Below are 21,781 nucleotides of genomic sequence, written 5' to 3' on the forward strand. Positions count from 1 at the left end.
CTATCGCTGCACATTTTGGGTCTCATCCGTCAAAATCGTCGCATCTGCAGGCATTCCCGGTTTCGCAAAACCCGCTTCATTTTCAATCTGCAATTTCAAACCGAACACCTGGGTCACCCGATCATCCCGAAAATAAATATTCTCCGGCGTAAAGGAAGCCTCCGTATCAATTGCCGCCACCGTTGCCCGTAAAGGTTCCTCCGGCGCAGAGTCCAAAAACACCGCTGCCGTCTGCCCAATTTGAATCGCCCCCACTTCCTTTTCCGGAATAAAACCCCGTAGATACACATCCCCCAAATTCACCAGGGTTAACAGGGTTTTGCCCGTTGCCACCACTTCCCCCGGTTCGGCGGTGCGCGTTAACACCACCCCATCGATGGGACTAACCAATTCTAAATCCTTCAGTTTCGCGGCAATTTCGTTGTAATTGGCTTGGGCATTTTGCACTTGGGCTTGGGCGGCACTGAGTTGGGTTTGGGCTTGGGCGAGTTGGGTTTGGAGCCGTTGCACCTGCACCGCACGGATATCGGGGTTAAATTGGCTGGCTTGGGTTTGGGTGAGATTTCCTTCGGCGGTTTTCACCTGTTCAGCGGCGGCAGCCACCACGGCACGGCGGGCATCGAGGTTTTCCTTCGTCGATAAATATTGGGTTTGGGCTTGTTCTAAGCGCTGCTTGGACACCACACCGGATGCGTACAATTCCTGAAAGCGATCGCCATCGGCTTTTGCAAGGGCGAGTTCAGCTTCGAGTTGTTTCACCTGAGCTTGGGCTTGGGCGAGTTGGGCTTTCGCAGCGGCAACATTGGCTTGGGCCGCATTCACCCGTCCGACGGTATCGTCCTGGGCTTGCTGTTGGGTGAGTTGGGCTTCGGTGATCTGATTTTCGATGACGGCGATTTGCAGTTGGGCTTGGTTCACCTGTTGCTGGGCGGCGTTAATCCGCGCCTGTGCCCCTTCCAGAGAAGCTTGCAATTCCGCACTGTCGAGGGTGACGAGGACTTGCCCTTGTATGACAGTATCTCCTTCCCGAACGGCGATCGCCTCTATTTTCCCGCCCACCTTGGCGCTAATATTCGTTTCATAGCCTTCGATTCTGCCACTGAGTTCGATGCCTTGGGTGGGTTCTGGACGGAGAAAATAGTTCACCAGACCAACGCCCAATCCCCCCACCAGCACGATGGGCAGCGCAATTTTAAGAAATTTTGGAATGCCTTTGTTTCGGGTTGTTGTGGCGGCAGTCATCACATTTCTAGGAGATTTTCGTCGTTAATCTAACTACCTTTCATTATGGAAGGGATACGCCGGGGGATGGCTCAGCACGTAGTATTTCGACAAATTGCCATCGCTGATAAGGTTTATCTATATTTTGGAGACACCCGGCAAAATTCCAGGGAAAATGGTGGGCAACTTAAGGCGATCGCCCATGGCCAATCTCAAAATCCCGCAGCAAGAGTATTGCCCCTACGCCCAATATTGGGAACCGAAATCGACCCCAGAAGGTTATGTGCTCTCAGCAGAATCTCCCCAATCGAGAAGCTGGGCCGCGATGGGCTGTGCGGGTCTTTTTATTACGGTGTGGCTCGGCATTTGGTGCGGGGTTTCTTTTACGATGTTTGCGATCGCCTTAGTACAGATCTTCCAAGGCCCGACGTTGGGAGCCATATTTATGTTGCTGTTCCTCATTCCCTTTGTGGCCATTGGTGTGGGCGGACTGATTTGGGTGGGGCGACTCCTCTACCAAAAATATCGAATCAAAACTGGGGTACTGATTTTACCAACCTATCCGCTCTATGCCGGGGAAACCTATCGGGTGCGCTATCGCCGCCCCTTGCGTAACGGGCAAACAACCCAAACCGCCCTTGTATCTGCCACCTGGTTGCATTATGAATGGGTGCAATATTATCGCGGCACAGACCTCGAAACTGTGACCCACGGGCTTTCAACCCAGGCTTGTTTGGAGCGCGCCATTGGTCGGGGAGTCAAGCAACTGGAATACACCATCGATCTGACCATTCCCGCCGATGCCAAGCCGAGCATCTACGCGCCGCCCCACAATCAACTGCGCTGGGAACTTCAGGTGCGTTGCCATTTGCCCCAAATTGTGCGGGATACATCTTTTTTTAAGTTAAGGGTGGTGAGTAGACCATGACGACGCTGAAAACGCCCATTACGCTACATCTCGACCGTGATGCAGTCAGTTTGGGAGAAAGATTATCGGGTGATTTTGTCTGGCGATCAGAAAATCCAGACCGTTGCCCGAAAAAAGCGACGGTTTCTATCCTGTGGTCAACGGAAGGCCGAGGCAAAGGCGATCGCCACAGGGTCAGTTCCCAAATCCTTGACCCAAATATGGTGCTGAATCTCATGGAACGAAACCATCCTTTTACGTTTGAGATTCCGTTGGATGCCCCCATTTCCTACGATGGCTTTTTATTTCGGCTGATGTGGTCTGTGGAAGTGCGGATCACGTTTCCAGGCTTGTTTAGCGACAAAGATACAGCGGTAGCTTCTTTTCAGGTATTGGCTTAGGCATGGCGACAAATCCTTACCAGGCCATCGGTTTACAGCACAATCCCTTTATCGGCACGGAACAACTGGCGCAAAACATCACTTTTTGGCTGGATCGCGGTTATTCTGAAGCGCCCTTGCCAGGGGGAAATCAATTTGTGCAAATCCTGGGGGAAAAGGGGTTTGGGAAAACGGCCCATCTGCACCATTGGCGATCGCAAACGGGGGGTGATTATTGCTATGTGCCGCCCAATTATCTCCAGCGTTGGCAGTGGCTAAAAACGGGGGCGATCGCCTATTGGAATGAAGTAGATCGCCTGCCCTTGGGGTTATTTCTGGGGGGACTGCTCCGGGTGCGTTTCCGGCGGGGGACGGTGGTAGTTGGTAGTCATGTGGACATTAGTTTTTGGGCGAAACTGGTGGGGCTGAAAACAACAACGATTCAGCTGCCGCCCCTCGACGTACCCACTTTGCAAGCTTGGGCCGCGTTCAAAATTGCTGCAACCACCATCCCAGATCAGAATTGCCCTTTAATCCTTTCCCCAGAAAAGGCGGCGGAAATTGTGATCCAATCCCAGGGATCTTGGCGACGGGCCGCAGATTATCTCCACATCTGGGTGGCGGCGATCGCCTTTTCAAATTCACAACAAAATTGACTCAACTGTAATGGAAAAAAATTCAAGTCATCTTGTCGAGCCACTGCATCAGTAATTTGTTTGATTCACTACAAAAGTGCAGATATTCACCATCAGTTCTGTTTTTTTAAGTGGAGAAAAACCAATGACTATTTCTTTCAAAGCCCTTTCTTTCGCAACCCTCGGTACCCTTTCTTTAACTACTGGCTTCATGCTCAACGCAGCGAATGCTTCACCATTGCTCCGATCCAAGCCCCTGACTCAAATTAGTCAATCTAGACAATCCCAAACTTTTGATCTGCGACCGATTCCCGCCCAAAATATTTTTCAACCCCAGTTCGATCTGGCTGCTCCCGTTTCTCTCGTTGGTCTTTGGCAGGGGAATATGGGCAGTGTTGGCGATGATGTTTTAACTAACTTTGATGTGACGTTGTCCCCTGGGGGCAATGGTTCCTGGAAGCTTTACGGTGGCCAGAGTGTGATGCAACAAGGAACCGCTTCGGCTTCCCTTCAGGGGAGTAATGTCACCATTCAGCTCAATGGTTTTTCTGGGCAAACTGTCGTCCTCGAAGGCACCCTCCAAAATGGCGGCACGAAAATCTCTGGGAAATTAGCGGGCTATCCCAATAGTTTCTTCAATCTTCAGAAGTAAGACAATGTGCAAATGATGCAAAATTTGGCAGCAGCACTGAAATTATCCCGCAAGATAATGGCAGTGCTGATTATTTTGTTGGCGATCGCCTTGTAGATCGCACCTAAGCGATCTACAAAAATCTCTAGAAAAATAGGGAATCAATTTTCACTTTGGAAATTACAGGGACTATCCCCATTAGTTTACTGGGAAAGTTTTAACGGAACGGTGGCTTCCTGCCACAATGGAAAGGTTTCTGTGCGATCGCCACTGATGATTCTTTGCCTGAATCCCACTTGTTCCCAACCCCGCAACCCTGATCAGGGGAAATTTTGTATGGCCTGTGGTCAACCCCTGGTGTTAGGCGATCGCTATATAGTCCGGCAAGTTCTGCACCAAGGAACCAAGGGACGCACCCTCTTGGGCATTGACCGGGGCACTTTTCCCGAAAGTTATTGCATTCTTAAGCAAGTTTTTCTGACCCAGAGCGTGCAGGCCCAGCAGTCTGTGGAAACGTTCCAGGAGAATGCGGCGCGGTTAAAAACGTTAGGCGATCGCCCAGAATTTCCGACAGTTTTAGGGCTATTTTTACCGGAACATTGGCATCAAATCACGATTCCACCGACCCTTGTGTTTGAAAAAATTGCTGGGGAAAGCTTACGGCAGCGGCTCGATCTTATGGGGCCATTCTCCGAGGCAAAATTACGGGAGTTTCTCCAAGACATTTTCCCCTTGGTACAACTCATTCATGATCATGGGCTAATTCATCGAGATCTAAACCCCGATAATCTCCTGTTTACCCCGGCACAGCATTGGGCGATCGTCGATTTTACGGCGGCGAAGGTGACCTCAAAAATGGCCAGCGCGGAACCCGGCACCCTAATCGGTTCGGGGATTTACACCGCCCCAGAGCAATTGCGGGGCCAAAGTTATCCTGGCAGCGATCTTTACAGCCTGGGGGTGATCTGCCTGGAACTGCTCACCTCAATTCATCCCTTTGATCTCTACAGTGTGCGCGAAAATCGCTGGGTCTGGCGGGATTATCTCACAATACCGATTAGCAATAATCTGGGCCACTTACTGGATCAAATGCTGGCTGAAGCCGTTGGCGATCGCCCCCAATCTGCCCAGGCAATCCTCGATCAACTTTTTCCAGCCGCTAGATCAGTCACCCCAAAACCGATACCGCGAGTTGCCCCCGAACCGCCTCAAATTATTTCCCTAATTGAACCCAGCCCCGTGCCCCAATGGTATTGTTTTCGCACCTTTACGGGTCACCATGCCTACATTACCGCCCTACAGTTTGCCCCGGATAGTCAGTTTCTCGCTAGTGCCGCTGCAGATCAAACGATTCGCCTCTGGGATTTAGATCGCCGCCGGGAGTCTCGTTGTTTGCGGGGGCACCGGGGAATTATTTCTGGGTTGGCCTTTTGGGGCGATCGCCTAATTTCTGGCAGTTGGGACTACACCATTCGTCTTTGGGAGTGGCAACAGGGAGAACAAACCGCTTGTCTCCAGGGAAGATCGACTTGGATTCAAGGGCTTGCTTGCTGGAAAAAGACAGGGCAATTAGCCACTTTGGGGGCCGATCAGGAAATCGTGGTCTGGGATTTGACGGAGCAAAATATTCTCTACACTTTCACCGCACCGGACACCCATCTCATCCGGGCATCCCAGGCGAAAAACCAGCTCTGGCTCGCCCAGGGAAATCATTTAACTTGCTGCTATGAACAAGGCCAGTCTGTTCAAACTCTCCCGGAACATCAGGGGGAAATTCTTGATTTTCAAGTCAGTGCCGATGGTCAATTTTTAATCAGTATCGCCACGGATCAGACCCTCAAAATTTGGCCCCTCGCTTCTGATTACACACCCAAAATTCTTCGGCCAGTCATTCCCTTTACCCAATTGGCGATCGCCCCAAACCAGCGCTTTTTTGCCGGCGGCGATCACCAAGGAAACCTTTCCCTCTGGCAACTCGGTCAGGAACAACCTTTCGTCGAACTCGCTGCCCACAGTGGTGAAATAAAGGCGATCGCCATTGCCCCAGACAGTCAGATTATTGCCACCGCCGCCGCCGATAAAACCATTAAACTCTGGCGATTCGGGATACAATGACCACCGAGCAAAAACAAGAATTTAAAACATAAAGCCCCATGCTACGAGCCGGAATCGTCGGACTGCCCAACGTTGGAAAATCCACCCTTTTTAATGCCCTCTGTGAAAATGCCAAAGCAGACGCGGCCAACTTTCCTTTTTGTACCATCGAACCCAATGTGGGGGTGGTGGCGGTTCCCGATGGGCGTCTTGATGTCCTCGCCGACATTTCCAAATCCGCCAAAATTGTGCCTACCCGCATCGAATTTGTCGATATCGCTGGCTTGGTAAAAGGGGCGAGCCAAGGGGAAGGTTTGGGCAATCAGTTCCTCGCTAATATCCGTGAAGTGGATGCGATCGTCCATGTGGTGCGCTGTTTCGACGACGATGACATTATCCATGTGTCCGGTTCCGTTGACCCGATCCGCGATATTGAAGTGATTAGCCTAGAGTTAATCCTCGCCGATTTGGCCCAGGTGGAAAAACGCCTCGACCGCGCCCGCAAACAAGCCAAGAGCCGCGCTAAGGAAGCCCTGTTGGAAGTGGCCGTTTTAGAAAAGATTTTGCCCGTCCTCGAAGATGCTCGTCCGGCCCGGGAAGTGGAACTGGATGAAGAGGAAGAACTGGCGATTAAAGCCCTTGGTTTGCTGACCCGCAAGCCTGTAATCTATGCGACCAACGTTTCCGAAGAAGATCTCGCCGACGGTAATGCTTGGGTAGAACAGGTCAGGGAGTTAGCCCAGCAGGAAAATGCCCAGGTGGTCGTGGTTTCGGCCCAAGTAGAAGCAGAATTAGTGGAATTAGACGCCGCCGAAAAGAAAGATTTTCTCGAATCCCTCGGCGTGGAAGAAGGGGGGTTGCAATCTCTGATTCGTGCCACCTATGAACTGTTGGGTTTACGTACTTACTTCACCACTGGCCCCGAAGAAACCCGCGCTTGGACAATCCATGTGGGCATGAAAGCACCCCAGGCCGCCGGGGTGATCCACACGGACTTTGAACGGGGTTTTATCCGGGCGGAAACGGTGGCCTATCAAGACTTGGTGGACTGTGGGGCAATGCCTGCGGCCAAGGAAAAGGGCCTAGTGCGTGCGGAAGGAAAAGAATACTTAGTCCAGGAAGGGGATGTAATGTTATTTCGTTTTAATGTCTAGGGAAATGGTTAAGGTTTGGGGGAAAGTTCTTGTTCTGGGTTTATTGATTTGGTTTTTGGGGTGGAGTCCGGTTTGGGCTGAATCCCTAGGCGATCGCCTTAGTCATTACCCCCAGTGGCAGGATTTACCAAGCTTGAATCCGGTGCAAACTGGAGAAGATCTGATTTATCCGGATTGGTTTGCGGGCACCTGGCAGGTGACGAGTACCCTGATCGACCAAGTGGCTCCCCTCGCGCCGGATTTAGTGACACCTGGCTTTGCTGCTAACGAAACGTTAATTGGTCAGCCTTTTGTGTTTCGGGTGCGGTTTCAACTCCAGACGAACTTTTTGGTAAAACCTTTATCTTTACCGAGGCCGACTGGGGCGGCGATTGTGGCAGACCGGGCGTTTAATGGTGCTGAAATTGCCCAGGCTTATCTAGGCGAAAAAACGGTACAAAAAGTAGAAGTCGATCCCCAAAATCCCAACCGCCAGTTAACGATTTTAAAAGGCGATCGCCGTCTGATTTCTACCGTCACAGGCCGTGCCCAAGCTCAACCTGAACCCGACCAGTTTTTCAGTAGTGAACTCACCCAACAGCAATTTCAAAGTAGCGAGCAAATCTACCTGAATCGCGTTGAAACAACGACGGATTATCAACAGCTTGACTCCGATCATGTTACAGCCAATCAAGTAACTGCGATTTATTTGTCTCCCAGTGATCCAGACTTTTTCCAGGCCCAAAATAAACCTGTAGCCCTTTACCATTACCATTTAGAGTTAACGAAAATTTCTGAATAAATTAGGAATTTTAAACACGTTTCAGAACGATTTTTAATACAAAGCTAATCTTTTAAAAATTAAGGTGAATCATGAAAATTCTTGGCACAACAAAACTCCTCGGTGTGATTGGGGATCCGGTTAAACATTCCTTCTCGCCGATCATGCACAATGCGGCGATCGCCGAACTGGGAGTGGATTATGTTTATCTCGCGTTCCCGGTGGCGGCGGCGGCTCTAAAAGCGGCCCTGGATGGATTTTGGGCGATTGATCTCCAAGGATTTAGCATCACCATTCCCCACAAACAGGCGATTATGGCGCACCTAGAGGCGATCGCCCCGGAGGCTGAACTGGTGGGCGCAGTGAATACCGTTTGGCGCACGGCAACCGGCTGGCAGGGGACAAATACCGATGTGGCGGGCTTTGTCGCTCCTCTGAAGGCGTTGGAACGGGACTGGTCGAATGTAACCCCGGTGATCCTCGGCAATGGCGGTGCGGCGCGGGCAGTGGTAGTCGGTTGTCATCAACTGGGCTGTCCGCAGATCCATGTCTTGGGTCGTGATCCCGAAAAATTGGCGCAATTTAGCGAAAGTTGGCAAAATACGCCCCTGGCGGGCAAGGTACAAACCCATCTTTGGGGCGATCGCCAACGGCTAATTCCCCAGGCCCAACTGCTGGTCAATGCCACCCCCATCGGGATGTTTCCCAAGGTCGATGCGTCCCCAGTCAGTGACGAATTGATGGCCAATCTTCCCCCAGGGGCGATCGCCTACGATTTAATTTATACGCCTTCTCCTACCCAGTTTCTTAAACAAGCCCAGACCCAGGGCGCAGCAATTATTGACGGGAGCGAAATGTTGGTACAGCAAGGGGCGATCGCCTTAGAAAAATGGCTTGGTCAACCGGTTCCTGTCGATACCATGCGTCAAGCGTTACTTAATCATCTTGCTCGGTAAAATTAGAGTCGGACAGATCTATCGGTTCCTCGATCAAAACTGCGTATGATAAAAGCATCTCCCTTGGCTAGGCCAGGGCCAACTCTTCCACTCTTCCTCGCCAGGCGCTCACAAAAGATAAATCCCCATGGGCCTATACAAAAGAGTCTATAGAATCCAGAGCATCAGTCCTTCTGACCTCGTGCTCAAACAAGGCATTGATAAAAACACAGCGATAATCCTTGCCTTCGTGCCAACCCTCGCGATTATTTTATGGCCAATTTCTGATTTTTTGGGCTATCGCTATGCCGTTTATCTTGTGGGTTTATTTATCTATACTTTTATCTTTTTTCCCTTTTATCTGATGCCCTACGCTCGCTATCTAAAAGTAGATGCCGATGCGAACCAAATTATTTATTTAGAAGCCTATTTAATTCAACTCTTTAAGCGGGGCCGCCCTTGGTTTCAATTCTTGCCCCAACCCAAGGTTTACGCCCTCAAAATTCCCCAACTCAAAGCACTCCACGTTACTCAATATGACACCCTGCGTTTCTTGGGCAAAGGAGAAAAAATTCTCTTTCCAGATTTTAAATTCGATAATATCTACGAATTAACGCGTACAGTGGTGCGAATTTTCCCCCTCCTGGAAGCGGAAGTTTGGGTCAACCCTTGGGAAGGGAATTATGGCAATCCCTACACCTACCTCCGCCGTAAACTAAAAGGGGCAAATATCATGTTTTTAACGGGCAGTTCTGGTTCAGAGCTGTTGGGTGATGATGAGCAACTGTGAACGACGAGCTTTTATTTCCGCAGGTGAGAAGGCAATTCGATGTGGGGAATAATTTCCCGCAAATCATCAAAGGACACCAGACCAAAATTCAAAATGGTCGGTAAAGGCAAGTGGCAATCAATGAGGGTGGTGCGGATGCGTTCCTTGGCCTTGCCGCCATCGATAATGAGCGAAACTTGTTGCCCAAAAAAGGCTTCAGCGGTTTTTGCATCATTTGCACGCATCTCACTCCCTAAACTTGCGGTGCCAGCGGCAATGGGAAAAGGAGCTTGGGCGGCGAGGTCGTAGATAAATTGGTCAGGACAGGACACAAAAACCTCACTATGACCAGCAGTTACCCCTTCAGCCAAGTTGTTGCGGTGGGGAAGAATGACGCTAATGGGATAGGGAAATTGATTGACGAGGGTTTGGGCTTCGGCACTGAGGATGCCGTATTCAGGTACTTTTGGGGGCGTTAAAAGAAGCGTCAAGGGTTTGCGGGGCTCCCAGCCTTTGAGTTCGTGGATCTGATTGGTCGCCTGGGGATTTAGGGCATTGGCAATGAGCAGATACACTACGTCGGTATGGATCACGACGACCTGCCCACGGTCTAGTTGTTCGATGATCGGGGCGATCGCCTGGGGAGATTTGGGCAAAAATGTTGCCATAGTAATTGCACCTAGCTATTTTTTCCATCCTAAGTGATGCAATTGCTGCATGATGCGTTTTTCGCATTAAAATATTTAATTTTTTGCATATTTAATCCAAATGGCAACGAGGCTCGCCCTTTCTCAAGGCCAATGAACTGCTGGCAATATTCTTTCCTATGGCGAAGATTCCAACGGTATCGAGGACTTGCCCTGGCTCAAAATGCCATATTTCGGCGCAAAAAACATCGCCAACACAAAAACAATCGTCAGTAAAACCACGATCGCCCCCCCCGTCGAAACATCAAAGTGATAGCTCAAATAGGTGCCGAAAACACAGGAAAAAATGCTGCTCGCCGCAGAGATCCACAGCATATGGTCGAAGCGGTCTGTCAGTAGATAGGCGATGGAGCCTGGGGTCACGAGCATCGCAATGACGAGAATAATGCCCGCTGTTTGTAGGGCCGTCACAATGGTCAACGCCAACACAGACAGAAGCGTGTAATACATCAGTCGAGTATTTAAGCCAATAGCTTTGGCATGATTCGGATCAAAGCAAAAGAGTAAGAGATCCTTCCGTTGAATGAGGATCACCACCAAGGTCAGGGTGCCGGCGATCAAGGTTTGCACAATATCACTGTTGGAGATCCCAAGAACATTGCCAAACAGAATATGGAAAAGATCGATATTACTGGGGATTTTCGTAATTAAGACAAGGCCAAAGGCAAAGAACCCGGTGAAAATCACCCCGATGACAGCATCTTCTTTAAGCCTCGTTTTTGACTTCACATAACCAATGGCCACAGTTGCGCCAAAACCAAAGATGAAGGCGCCAATGGCGAAGGGAATATTGAGGGCATAGGCCACTACGACTCCTGGAACGACGGCATGGGAAACGGCATCCCCCATCAGTGACCAACCCTTGAGGGTGATATAGCAGGACAACACCGCACAGACGAGGCCGACAAAGGCACTTACCCAAATGGCTTTGACGAGAAATCCATACTGTAGGGGTTCAATAATCCAATTCACTAAGCTCATTGATCTACTTCTAAACTGTTGGGCTGCTGTTGGTAATGGGAGGATAATTTTTCGAGACTGGCGACGGGTAACCCCCCAAAAGTCATCACGAGGTTTTCTTCTGTGAAGGTATCGGCGGTGTAACCTTCGGCGAGGACAGTGCGATTGAGGAGAATGGTGCGATCGCAGAACGTTGAGATCGAAGCAAGATCATGGGTCGAAATTAAAATCGTGTGCCCCTCATCCCGCAATTGCACCAACAGATCGATGATGCTTTTTTCTGTTTTGATATCAACTCCCGTAAAGGGTTCATCAAGCAAAATAATTTTGCCTTCCTGGGCCAAGGCCCGCGCAAGGAAAGCCCGTTTTTTTTGGCCGCCGGAGAGTTCGCCAATTTGACGGTGACGAAATTCCACCAGATCTACCCGCTCTAGACTTTCCATCACTAAACGGCGATCTTTTTGACTGGGAATCCGTAGCAGATTCATGTAGCCATAGCGACCCATCATCACCACATCAAACACGCTCACGGGAAAGTTCCAATCCACTTCATCGGCCTGGGGTACATAGGCCATCAGCTGTTTTTTTTGGGCCTGCTGCACCGACTGACCCGCAATCGTGACACGCCCCTGGGTCGGTTTCAAAAACCCCATAATTGATTTAAACAGGGTTGATTTGCCACAACCATTGGGGCCAACAAGGGCGGTGATGGTGCCTGGTTTGACGTGACAACTGGTGTTGTAAAGGGCGAGGCGGGTGTTGCTGTAGGTGACGCTGATATTTTCAACGGCGATTTCTGGGATTGGGTAAGTCATCGCATTTTACCGGGGTAGTGGGTTTAGGAAAGTCTGATTAGAGCGGGTTTTCTCCTACTGGGCTGTTCCGGCGAGGAGGCCATTGGCGATCGTCCGCACGTCATACTCGAGGAGATCTAAAAATGTTGGCACTGGGCCATCGGGGGTTGAGAGGGAATCAACATAAAGGTTCCCCCCAAAGCGGGCGCCCGTCGCCTTAGCCACTTCTTTTTGGCCTTCGTCGCTGACGGTACTCTCACAAAAGATGGTAGGGACATCGTTGGCCTCAACTTGGGTGATGACGCTCTGGACTTGCTTGGGGGTAAATTGTTGTTCGGCGTTGATGGGCCAAATGTAGATTTCTTCGAGGCCATAATCCTGGGCCAGGTAAGAAAATGCGCCTTCACAACTGACGAGGAACCGCTGTGCTGCGGGAACGAGATTAAGATCGGCTTCAAATTCGGCGGCGATCGCCTCTAGTTCGGCACTGTAGGCAGCGGCATTGGCGTTATAGGTTGCCGCATTGTCTGGATCGAGTGCTACAAACGCTTGACGGATATTTTCGACATAAACCAGGGCATTTTTCGGCGACATCCAAGCGTGGGGATTGGGCTTGTCGGTGTAGGGGCCTTCGGCGATGGGAATCGGTTCAATACCTGCGGTCACAATGACGGCGGGGACATCATTGAGATTGCCTAAAAATTGCTCAAACCACCGTTCTAAATTCATGCCGTTATAGAGCAATAAATCCGCATCCTGGGCCCGCACGAGATCACTGGGGGTGGGTTCGTAGCCGTGGATCTCGGCCCCAATTCTGGTGATGGATTCAACGATTAATTTATCCCCAGCCACATTCTGGGCGATGTCGGCGATCACGGTGAATGTGGTTAAGACTTTTTTGCGCCCGTCTGTATTATTAACCGTTGTTTCGTTATTAGTCGAAACATCACTATCGACTGGCGGAGCCGCTTGTTGGGTACAACCTACTAACCAAATGCCGCAGACAATACCGACGAGGCCAAGGGTTTGCCGCGGTAAGTTTATCCGAATCATGAAACAATTATGAAAAGATCCTAGCCAAATTATCTCATTTTCTTTTCATATTTGCCAAGGTTGCCCTCCTAAAAACTGCTTTTGTAAAGTCTCTTTACTATTCGTTCCGTAGGTACTCCATCGTTAAGCTAGAGAAGTGGCCATAGTTGCCGATATCTAATGGGTCGTCGAAAAATTTATGTTGAATGTTGTATTTGCAATGGTTTCAGAATCCCAATTTCCCGTCGTTTCAGAGGTGGTTTCGCCTTTAGCTCAGGGTTTAGAGTTGCTCCCAACTGCCGAAGGGAAAGCGGCTTATCAGTTGGGGGTTGAGTTCCATGAACTGGCTGATTTTGACCAAGCGATCGCCGCCTACCAAAGGGCGATCGCCGTTGATCCGAATTTTGTTGATCCCTACATCAATTTGAGCTTGATCTACATCAGTATGGGCCAGTTGGACGACGCAGAAGCGTTGTTGCAGACGGTGTTGTCATTGCCGGATCACCCGGAGGAACCCGCAAGTATCCATGCCCTCGCCCATTACAACCTGGGCATTATTTATAATCGCCAAGGGGACTCAATCCAGGCGTTGGCTCAGGTGAATCAAGCCCTGGCGATCGCCCCAAATTTTGACCAAGCCCAAACTTTTTACCAACAGTTACAGACTGCGCCGGAGTGAGCCTTGTGATTTAGACCGGAATTTTTTCGAGGGTGGCTTGGATGACGGCGAGGGGAACCTGGGCAAAATACTGCCTTTGAAATTGCTCTTCGAGGATTGCCTGTTTAAATTGGGCAAAGGCTGCTGGATCAGGAGTGACGGTCGTCTGCTGAAAACGCACTTGTTCGCCTTGAATTTCAGCGACAAAGCCGACATTCTTTAAAGCCTTCAGACCGAAATCTAAGGGGCGATCGCCGCAATGGAGTTTTGCTTTCAGGTCAGCCAGGGAAACCGTTTGATCCTGGGCCAATAAATATTTCGCAATGCCAATCAGCGTTTTAAAACACTGCTCCGGAGTACGAGAAATTGGGGAAGCATAGTGGAGGGCCAAAGGTTTCCCCGTGGCGATCGCCTGTTGATAATTCCCATAAAGCTCCTGCCAAGTGACCGGACAATCCTGTTGCAACACATACTGATCCAAAGCTTCCTGGGGGAGAGACTGATGGCGAAAGTCGAGTAATGTTTGTGGAGCCGATTCTGCGGTGGTCTTTGCGGTCGGCGCCACAGCCAAGAGACGCACAAAATATTGATCCTGGGTCTGGGCCTCTTTACGGTCTAGCTCAACCACCACGTCCAGCCCCGCCCCCTGGGTCAAATCGTCGGGATGGCCGCCCCACCAAATGCCACTAATTTGATCCGTTTCATCCCAAAGCTCAAAGTTTGTCTTGAAATAATTCAGTTTGCGATTAAATTTGTCCCGCAATTTGCTAAACCCAGTCACCGTCAGACCACAGTCTTTGATCAATAGTTTTGGTTTTGGATTCCCCATCCCAAAGGGTTCTAGGCATTCTAAAGATTGAAATAATGATTTCCCCAGGTCGGCGATCGCCACTACAAGATCAACGGTGATTTCTCCCTGGTGGGTCTCAATGTGGCCGCCCCACTGTTGCCGAGCCTGTTGATTAATGGCTGTTTTAAACATCGCCAAATTTTCGGGCCGCACACTCAAACCCGCTGCAAAGGGATGCCCGCCAAAGCGATGCAACAGGTGACTTTGGGCTTGCACCAAATCATACAAATCGATGCCGTGGGCGGAACGGGCGGATCCTTTCCAGAGGTCTTGCTCCGGATCGTAGGTTAAAAGAATGGTCGGGCGGCCAAAGGTTTGGGCAATTTGGCTGGCTACCAATCCCAGCACGCCCCCCTGCCACTGGGCATCACACAGCACTAAAACGCTCGTGGTCGATAAATCTAGGGTTTCGATCTGGGCCTTGGCCTGCTGGACGACCTTTTGTTGAATCTCTTTACGACGGGCATTGGCGAGTTCTGTCTGTTGGGCGAGGTAACCACAGCGCCCCCGTTCACGACTGGTGAGCAGTTCGACACAAAAGCTTGCGTCGCCGTAGATACGACTGACGGCATTAATCCGTGGCCCAATGCCAAAGGAAATATCGGTTGGGCGATCGCCGGTTTTATGGCAATTGTCGAGGAGCGCTTTAATGCCTGGATGGACGACAGTTTTAGGGTTTGTTTGTTTTTGCAGGGCTTGGATCCCCACCTGGGCCAGATAGCGACAATCTCCCTTGAGGGCCACTAAATCTGCAATTAAACCAATCGCCACGAGGTCTAAGAGATCGGTAACAGGCGGCCTTGTCGGATCCGGTAGTGTTTCTGATAACGCCTCAACTAATTTATAGGCCACAGCAACCCCAGATAGATGAAATAGGGGATGATTTTCAGCAAAGTAACGGGGATTAATAATCGATAAAACGTCGGGTCTGGTTTCTGGTAAAGTGTGATGATCGGTAATAATCAGGTCAATATCAAGGCTTTTTGCGTGGGCAATTTCTGTCAAGTTTGTGCTACCAGTATCGCAGGTGATAATTAAACTTGCACCCCAAGTTTTCAGGCGGTCAATGCCTGGATTATTTAAGCCGTGGGATTCTGTTAAACGATTGGGAATGTAATAGGTTAATTGGGTTTCTTGGGAAAAAAATTGCCCTAATCCTTCCCATAAAACACTTGTTGCGGTGACGCCATCGGCATCAAAATCTCCCCAGATGGCCACCTTTTCACCCCGTTCTTTCGCTTGTATCAAGCGGTGAATCGCCCGTTTCATTTCTTGGCCAAAGGCAAAGGCAGAAGTTGGTGCGTAAGCCTCTGGGTTAAGGAAGCCAGCTAAGGTATTTTCATCATTAAAGCCCCGTTGCCATAGGAGTTGAGCTAAATGGCGATCGCCTTTGCCATCGGTCAGGATTTCGACCCGCCGAATAAAAGAGTCCGGCACCTGTGGTGTTGCTAAAACCTGCCAATTCACTTTAATGCTTTTTCCTCTGGGTTTAATGGCTTGACTGCTAGATTTTACTCAATGGCCAATTACGGCAAAATTATATTTTTATAATTTTTAAGCTTCGCTTAAATTGATTTCTTATAATTGAGCGATCGCCTCCTGGGCCTGCCAAGAAAACTGGTCGGCACGGCGAAACATTTCCTGGCCACTGTGGAGGTATTCTTCATTGTAATTGAGGGTAAACCATTCCAATTGCTCTAGCCCGTCACCCAGATGATTTAAGCAATAATATAAATCCCGTGCGGCCCGCGCCACATTAGTTGGATTTGGCAACGATTGAAATAATTTTTGGGCCTGGTCTAAAATGGCTTGGCAATCTTCTAAATAGGTTTGGAACGTTGCCATCAGATCATCATCAAAGGGGTCGGCTGCCAACTCATCAATTTGAGCTTCTAGGGGCTTAATAATCTTTAAAATTGCCTGGTTTAACGGTCGATAAATGTGCTGTAACCAGACATCTAAATCCGTTTCCATGGTTTGGCGGGGGCGCACCGTTGTCCCCTGGGCCGAGCGAATTCCGCGATAGTTTGCCGCATCCCGACTGAGATCATACTGCTTGCGCTGGTGGGCATCCCCCAAGATTTCGTAGGCATGGTTTAGGGCCACAATGCGATCGCCGTTGGCGGTTTGACTTTTATCGCAGGTGTCTGGGTGAAACTGCTTCGCGAGGCGACGATAGGCGTTTTTGATCTCCTGCTGGGTGGCCTTCGGAGAAATGTTGAGCACTTTGTAATAATCTGGCGTTGTCATACTCCGAAATTCGCTGAAAATTGCGAGAAATTGCGGCGAGATTACGAGCTATGCTAACCGAAATTGGCGGCTGTTTCAGGCGTTTTTTAAATTTTTGTGACCCCTAAATGTGGGTAAGCTAAGGTTGAAAATTTGAGGAATGCGATGAATTTAGATGTGATTGTCGAGTTGGCGATCGCCTTAGCCTTGGGGGTGATTATTGGCCTAGAACGGGGCTGGCGCAACCGGGCCGACGATGAGGGTTACGGCGATAGCGGCCTCCGCAATTTTTCAATTTGTGGCTTACTAGGGGGAATTGCCGCTTTACTGGCGCAAAGTTGGGGATTTGGTATTCTTGTCGGCATTTTCCTCGGTTTAGCGGGTTTGGTGGCCACCTCCTACGTTTTAACCGCGAAAAAATCCGGTGATTATGGCAGCACGACAGAATTGGCCTTAATGATCACCTTTTGTCTGGGAGCCTTGGCCTTGAGTGGCTTTACCCAAGAGGCGATCGCCGTGGCGGTGGTGGTGGCCTGGATCCTAGGAGCGAAACCGGAACTGACGAAAACTCTCAATTGGCTCCAGCGCCAGGAATTAATTGCGACCCTCCAACTACTGCTGATTGCGGTGGTCGTGTTACCCCTTCTGCCCAACCAAGCCATGGGGCCTTGGAATGCTCTCAATCCACGGGCGATCGGTTGGCTGGTGCTCTTGATTGCAGGCATTTCCTACATCGGTTACTTTGCGATTCGCATTTTGGGTAGTCAGGTTGGGCTGATGTTAACGGGCTTTTTTGGGGGGATTGCTTCTTCCACTGCCTTGACGGTGTCCTTTTCTCGCATGGCCAAACAACAACCCAGCGAAACCATTTCCCTTGCGGCTGGCATTGTCCTCGCCAACGGCATTATGGCCCCCAGGCTACTGTTGGTGATTGCTGTAGTCAGTCAAACTCTGGCCTACAAGTTAGCGGCTCCTTTATTAATTTTGGGTTTGATTCCTGTAATTGCCGCAGTGGCGATCGCCCGTTGGAAAACCCAACCCCAGGACAGACCCCCCGCCGAAGTGAGCGTGAATAATCCCGTTGAACTGGGTTCTGCGCTCCAATACACTGCTCTCCTGGTGATCTTGTCGCTGTTGGTGCGGTGGGCCCAGGAAGAATTTGGTGAACAAGGGATTTATCTCCTCTCTGCCCTGTCTGGCTTTGCTGATGTCGATGCCGTGAGTTTATCCCTCGCCAACGCGGTACAAGACGATCTTCCCGAAAAAGTTGCCATGTACGGAATTTGGTTAGCCGTAACAGCCAACACCCTTGTGAAAGTCGGCTTCACTCGGACGATTGGCAATCCTAAACTTGCCTACTGGTGTGGCAGCATTATGTTGAGTGGTTTAATTGCCGGTTTTTTGGTATTGTTAGCAGTCTGAGTGAAATATTTTTTCCCATCAAGATTCACGAGCCTTTTGAATACCCCCTTTGGAGGTGGTGTACGGGACTTTAATTAAAGAATCAGCTTTATTGGCTGATAAACCTCGAAAAAACGACACTGATTACCGTGTTTTGATCCGGTGTTGACTTTCCTTAAGTGGCTTTCGATTAAGCTCATTTTTCTGAATGCCTCACAGGATAAACCTTGCAACTCCCCCCAAAAAGATCCTAAGATCGTATATCTGGCAGTTTGCCAAATGTTTTTCGAGGAAATGATGTAAAAAATCATTTGCCCGGCTCCATTCATTTCAATTAATAACATCACCAACAAAGGAGGATACCCTATGACCCAAGTGGTTGTTGGACAAAACGAAAATATCGAATCTGCATTACGTCGCTTTAAGCGTCAAGTTTCTAAAGCTGGTATTTTTGCTGATATCAAACGTCGTCGTCACTTTGAAACGCCCATCGAGAAGCGCAAGCGTAAGGCTGTGGCCCGTCGGAAGAAGCGTTTCCGCTAAAGAATTTCTGTCTTGGTTATTGAATCTTGATGTTCGGAAATATCACGAATAAGTAGGAAGATTAGGGGGATCATTGCGATTCTCCTAATTTTTTTAGGAGGGAAATATCGTTCTGGCTAGACTGAGGGCAAGAAAAGGCAAAATGATCCGCATTTATACACAACAGACCCAGGGCCAGGCTTGGCTCAGTAATCACCAGCAAAAATCGGTCGTTTTCGCCTGTGGCTTGGGCTTTACAGATACGGCTTTAATTCCGAACATTTCCGCTGCCGGGGCCACCCCAGAGGCGCGCAAATATACAGCGATCGCCGATGCGGAATGTGTTTGTCATGGTTTCCGAAAAAAAGCAATTTATCCCTTGCCGCCGTTAATTGTCGGGGCGTCGCCGGCGATTTTATCCCGTGCTATTTTGCAGTATTATCAAATTCCTGCCTATTTATTCGACACAGGATTATGGCTTAAACCGGACGAAAATGCCGTGCATTGTATTGATGTTGGTGGTCAAAAAGCAAGGTGTGTTTCAACAGGAAAAGCCCTCGAATTTTCAACGGTGAACAAACTTTTCGAGCAAGGTTTAACCTGGGGCGAAACATTAGCAACCCAATATCCCAATCATTTATTCATGTTAGGAGAATGTGTGGTCGCAGGCACCACAACGGCATTGGGGGTGTTAACAGGATTAGGTTATGACGCCAACCAGAAAGTGAATAGCAGTTATATCGAATGTAACCACGATTTAAAGTGGCAAATTGTGCAAACAGGTTTAAAAAAAGCAAATTTAAACCCAAACCCTGATCCTTTTGCAGTGGTGGCCGCAGTGGGCGATCCGATGCAGATTTTCGTCGCTGGCATGGCGATCGCCTTAAGCAGGACTCAAGGGGTTTTGCTTGCAGGGGGAACACAAATGTTAGCGGTGTATGCCTTGATACAACGAATTTGTGAGTACCATTCGCTTGATTTTGATCCGAAAAATATTGCAGTGGGAACGACACGCTGGGTGGCGGAAGATCCGACGGGGGACACGGTGGGTTTGGCCGAGTTAATTGGTGAAGTGCCTTTATTAGCGACGCAACTCAGTTTTCAAACTTCTCAATATTCACAACTGCAATCCTACGAACAGGGTTACGTCAAAGAAGGAGTGGGCGCAGGCGGATTGGCGATCGCCGCCCATTTGGCCTATGGTGCGACCCAGGCGGAATTGTTAGCGATGATTGAACGTACCATTGCCCCCTATCTCGCGGCAGATTAAGGGATTGGGGCATTGAGTTTGCCAATTGGGGCGATAAATTTTACACATTGTTTTTGAATGGCGATCGCCCGCCGAAGTTTGCGATACTGGGATTTGAAGCACATTTTGATCCCCAAAATTTTATGGCCGTTGCAACACCCCCCAGAGATATCCAACCCTATTTGGTGAGTGATGACGTTCTGCTGCTGCGATCGCGTACCTGGGATCGCCTCAAATTCGAGATTGAATACGGCCTACAAAAGGGGACAACGGCCAATAGCTACTTAATCACTGGGGAAAAAACGGCATTGCTTGATCCGCCGGGGGAATCTTTTTCTGAGCTATTTTTAACAGAAATCCAAAACCGCACGGATCTGAGTCAACTAGATTACATCGTCCTCGGCCATATCAACCCCAACCGCTGTTTTACCCTCAAAGCACTGCTCAAACTTGCGCCCCAAGTGACGTTGGTTTGTTCTAACCCAGCGGCGATCGCCCTTAAGGATCTACTCAAGGATGAAACCCCCAAAGTGCAGATCGTTAAAAGTGGTGACACCCTCGATTTGGGCAAAGGCCATGGGCTGGAATTTATCCCGACGCCGACCCCCCGTTTTCCCGGTCACCTCTGCACTTACGATCCCCAAGAGGAAATTCTTTTTACTGACAAATTTTTTGGCGCCCACGTTTGCGGCAACCAAGTTTTTGACGAAGGCTGGCAATTTTACGACGAAGACCGCCGCTATTATTTCGACTGTGTGATGGCCAGTTCCATCCGCCAAACCCTCGCTGGTTTGAACAAAATTGAAGACATCCCTGCGAAAATCTATGCTCCTGGTCACGGCCCCTTAATCCGCTACAGTCGCCAGGAACTATTCAATAACTACCGCCACTGGATCGAAAAACAGAAAAACGAACTGTCCGTGGCCCTCATCTATGCCTCTGCCTATGGGAATACGGCTACTGTCGCCCAGGCGATCGCCCATGGCATTTCCAAAGCGGGGGTGATGGTCGAAACCTTTAACGCCGAACACGCTGACCCAGAGGAAATTAAAGGGGCCATTTCCCGGTGCAGTGGCTTTGTGATGGGTTCCCCGACCCTCGGCGGCCATGCCCCGACCCAGATCCAAACGGCCCTGGGAATCGTTCTAAACAATGCCGACAAAAATAAACTGGCTGGGGTCTTTGGTTCCTTTGGTTGGAGTGGTGAAGCGATCGATCTCCTCGAAGGCAAATTTAAAGATGCGGGCTACCAAATGGGCTTCGAGCCAATCCGCGTCAAATTTAAACCCACAGAAGTGACCCTGAAAACCTGCGAAGAAACGGGGACAGACTTTGCCCAGGCGATTAAAAAAGCGGCTAAACGGCGGCAACCGAAACAAAATGTCGCTTCCACTTCTCAATCGGACAACCTGGAACAAGCCCTGGGCCGGATTGTCGGTTCCCTTTGTATCGTTACGACCCAACAGGACAACCTTTCTGGGGCAATGCTGGCTTCCTGGGTCTCCCAAGCAACATTCAATCCCCCTGGCTTTACGGTAGCGGTGGCCAAGGAACGGGCGATCGAATCTCTCCTCCACAAGGGCACCAATTTTGTGATTAATGTCCTCCAGGAGGGGAACCATTTAGGGCTGATGAAACATTTCCTCAAACCCTTTGCCCCTGGGGAAGATCGTTTTGCTGGGGTGGCAACGGAAACGGCGGACAATGGCTGTCAAATCCTTACTGATGCCCTGGCTTATCTCGAATGTACTGTGGCGAATCGGCTCGAATGTGGTGACCATTGGGTGATCTATGCGACCACCGACAAGGGGCAAGTGCTGCAAAATAATGGCATGACCGCCGTCCACCACCGCAAATCAGGCACCCACTATTAAGACTAAGGCGATCGCCTTT

General features: G+C 49.8%; 21 protein-coding genes. 14 read left to right on the forward strand and 7 right to left on the reverse strand.

Annotated elements, in window-relative coordinates; all coding sequences use genetic code 11:
- The gene (locus tag AWQ24_RS08815; protein ID WP_065716589.1) at positions 1-1,242 is read right to left on the reverse strand and encodes an HlyD family secretion protein; all 1,242 of its coding nucleotides are present in this window, start codon (positions 1,240-1,242) and stop codon (positions 1-3) included.
- A gap of 154 nt (positions 1,243-1,396) precedes the next feature.
- Here AWQ24_RS08815 and AWQ24_RS08820 point away from each other — a divergent pair, with 154 nt between their 5' ends.
- The 9 genes from AWQ24_RS08820 to AWQ24_RS08860 all read left to right on the forward strand — a co-directional run bounded on the left by AWQ24_RS08820 (position 1,397) and on the right by AWQ24_RS08860 (position 9,507).
- Positions 1,397-2,149: a hypothetical protein gene (locus AWQ24_RS08820; RefSeq protein WP_157096845.1), complete on the forward strand. Its 753-nt coding sequence runs from the start codon at positions 1,397-1,399 to the stop codon at positions 2,147-2,149.
- Positions 2,146-2,529, forward strand: a complete 384-nt coding sequence (locus AWQ24_RS08825) for a hypothetical protein (protein ID WP_065716591.1) — start codon at positions 2,146-2,148, stop codon at positions 2,527-2,529. The genes AWQ24_RS08820 and AWQ24_RS08825 overlap by 4 nt, the downstream gene beginning before the upstream one ends.
- A gap of 2 nt (positions 2,530-2,531) precedes the next feature.
- Positions 2,532-3,164, forward strand: a complete 633-nt coding sequence (locus tag AWQ24_RS08830; protein WP_065716592.1) for a hypothetical protein — start codon at positions 2,532-2,534, stop codon at positions 3,162-3,164.
- Positions 3,165-3,288: 124 nt separating this feature from the next.
- Entirely contained in the window at positions 3,289-3,795 is a 507-nt protein-coding gene (locus tag AWQ24_RS08835) for a hypothetical protein (protein ID WP_065716593.1), read from the forward strand.
- 207 nt (positions 3,796-4,002) lie between these two features.
- Positions 4,003-5,889: a WD40 repeat domain-containing serine/threonine-protein kinase gene (locus tag AWQ24_RS08840; RefSeq protein WP_232318798.1), complete on the forward strand. Its 1,887-nt coding sequence runs from the start codon at positions 4,003-4,005 to the stop codon at positions 5,887-5,889.
- Positions 5,890-5,927: 38 nt separating this feature from the next.
- The gene (ychF, locus tag AWQ24_RS08845) at positions 5,928-7,022 is read left to right on the forward strand and encodes a redox-regulated ATPase YchF (protein ID WP_012307340.1); all 1,095 of its coding nucleotides are present in this window, start codon (positions 5,928-5,930) and stop codon (positions 7,020-7,022) included.
- A 4-nt stretch (positions 7,023-7,026) separates the two neighbouring features.
- Positions 7,027-7,803, forward strand: a complete 777-nt coding sequence (locus AWQ24_RS08850) for a DUF6816 family protein (RefSeq protein ID WP_065716595.1) — start codon at positions 7,027-7,029, stop codon at positions 7,801-7,803.
- A 71-nt stretch (positions 7,804-7,874) separates the two neighbouring features.
- A complete protein-coding gene (locus AWQ24_RS08855; RefSeq protein ID WP_065716596.1) occupies positions 7,875-8,738 on the forward strand; it encodes a shikimate dehydrogenase in 864 nt (287 codons plus the stop codon).
- A gap of 127 nt (positions 8,739-8,865) precedes the next feature.
- Positions 8,866-9,507 (forward strand): hypothetical protein, encoded by a 642-nt coding sequence (locus AWQ24_RS08860; protein WP_012307343.1) that lies wholly within the window; start codon positions 8,866-8,868, stop codon positions 9,505-9,507.
- Between the two features lie 11 nt (positions 9,508-9,518).
- Here the strand turns inward: AWQ24_RS08860 and AWQ24_RS08865 are convergent, their stop codons facing one another.
- The 4 genes from AWQ24_RS08865 to AWQ24_RS08880 form a co-directional block, all read right to left on the reverse strand.
- Entirely contained in the window at positions 9,519-10,154 is a 636-nt protein-coding gene (locus AWQ24_RS08865) for an L-threonylcarbamoyladenylate synthase (RefSeq protein ID WP_012307344.1), read from the reverse strand.
- A 156-nt stretch (positions 10,155-10,310) separates the two neighbouring features.
- A complete protein-coding gene (locus AWQ24_RS08870) occupies positions 10,311-11,174 on the reverse strand; it encodes a metal ABC transporter permease (RefSeq protein ID WP_065716597.1) in 864 nt (287 codons plus the stop codon).
- A complete protein-coding gene (locus tag AWQ24_RS08875; RefSeq protein ID WP_065716598.1) occupies positions 11,171-11,968 on the reverse strand; it encodes a metal ABC transporter ATP-binding protein in 798 nt (265 codons plus the stop codon). The genes AWQ24_RS08870 and AWQ24_RS08875 overlap by 4 nt, the downstream gene beginning before the upstream one ends.
- Before the next feature lie 54 nt (positions 11,969-12,022).
- The gene (locus AWQ24_RS08880; protein ID WP_065716599.1) at positions 12,023-13,000 is read right to left on the reverse strand and encodes a metal ABC transporter substrate-binding protein; all 978 of its coding nucleotides are present in this window, start codon (positions 12,998-13,000) and stop codon (positions 12,023-12,025) included.
- Between the two features lie 199 nt (positions 13,001-13,199).
- On the opposite strand from AWQ24_RS08880, the gene AWQ24_RS08885 reads away from it, so the two are divergent.
- Positions 13,200-13,658, forward strand: coding sequence for a tetratricopeptide repeat protein (locus tag AWQ24_RS08885; protein WP_198161448.1), 459 nt, complete (start codon positions 13,200-13,202; stop codon positions 13,656-13,658).
- Between the two features lie 10 nt (positions 13,659-13,668).
- Here AWQ24_RS08885 and recJ read toward each other — a convergent pair whose 3' ends face one another.
- Both recJ and AWQ24_RS08895 read right to left on the reverse strand, forming a co-directional pair.
- Positions 13,669-15,954, reverse strand: coding sequence for a single-stranded-DNA-specific exonuclease RecJ (gene recJ, locus AWQ24_RS08890; RefSeq protein WP_065716601.1), 2,286 nt, complete (start codon positions 15,952-15,954; stop codon positions 13,669-13,671).
- Positions 15,955-16,065: 111 nt separating this feature from the next.
- On the reverse strand, positions 16,066-16,737 hold the full coding sequence (locus AWQ24_RS08895) for a J domain-containing protein (RefSeq protein ID WP_012307350.1): 672 nt from the start codon (positions 16,735-16,737) through the stop codon (positions 16,066-16,068).
- A gap of 144 nt (positions 16,738-16,881) precedes the next feature.
- On the opposite strand from AWQ24_RS08895, the gene AWQ24_RS08900 reads away from it, so the two are divergent.
- From AWQ24_RS08900 to AWQ24_RS08920, 4 genes are all read left to right on the forward strand, one after another.
- Positions 16,882-18,138, forward strand: coding sequence for an MgtC/SapB family protein (locus tag AWQ24_RS08900; protein ID WP_062434607.1), 1,257 nt, complete (start codon positions 16,882-16,884; stop codon positions 18,136-18,138).
- A gap of 345 nt (positions 18,139-18,483) precedes the next feature.
- On the forward strand, positions 18,484-18,660 hold the full coding sequence (rpsU, locus tag AWQ24_RS08910) for a 30S ribosomal protein S21 (protein ID WP_012307353.1): 177 nt from the start codon (positions 18,484-18,486) through the stop codon (positions 18,658-18,660).
- A gap of 142 nt (positions 18,661-18,802) precedes the next feature.
- Positions 18,803-19,909, forward strand: coding sequence for a nicotinate mononucleotide-dependent phosphoribosyltransferase CobT (cobT, locus tag AWQ24_RS08915; protein WP_065716603.1), 1,107 nt, complete (start codon positions 18,803-18,805; stop codon positions 19,907-19,909).
- Positions 19,910-20,031: 122 nt separating this feature from the next.
- Entirely contained in the window at positions 20,032-21,762 is a 1,731-nt protein-coding gene (locus AWQ24_RS08920; protein WP_065716604.1) for a diflavin flavoprotein, read from the forward strand.
- Positions 21,763-21,781: the final 19 nt, after the last annotated feature.

Source organism: Picosynechococcus sp. PCC 8807 (assembly GCF_001693295.1).
Lineage (GTDB): Bacteria > Cyanobacteriota > Cyanobacteriia > Cyanobacteriales > MRBY01 > MRBY01.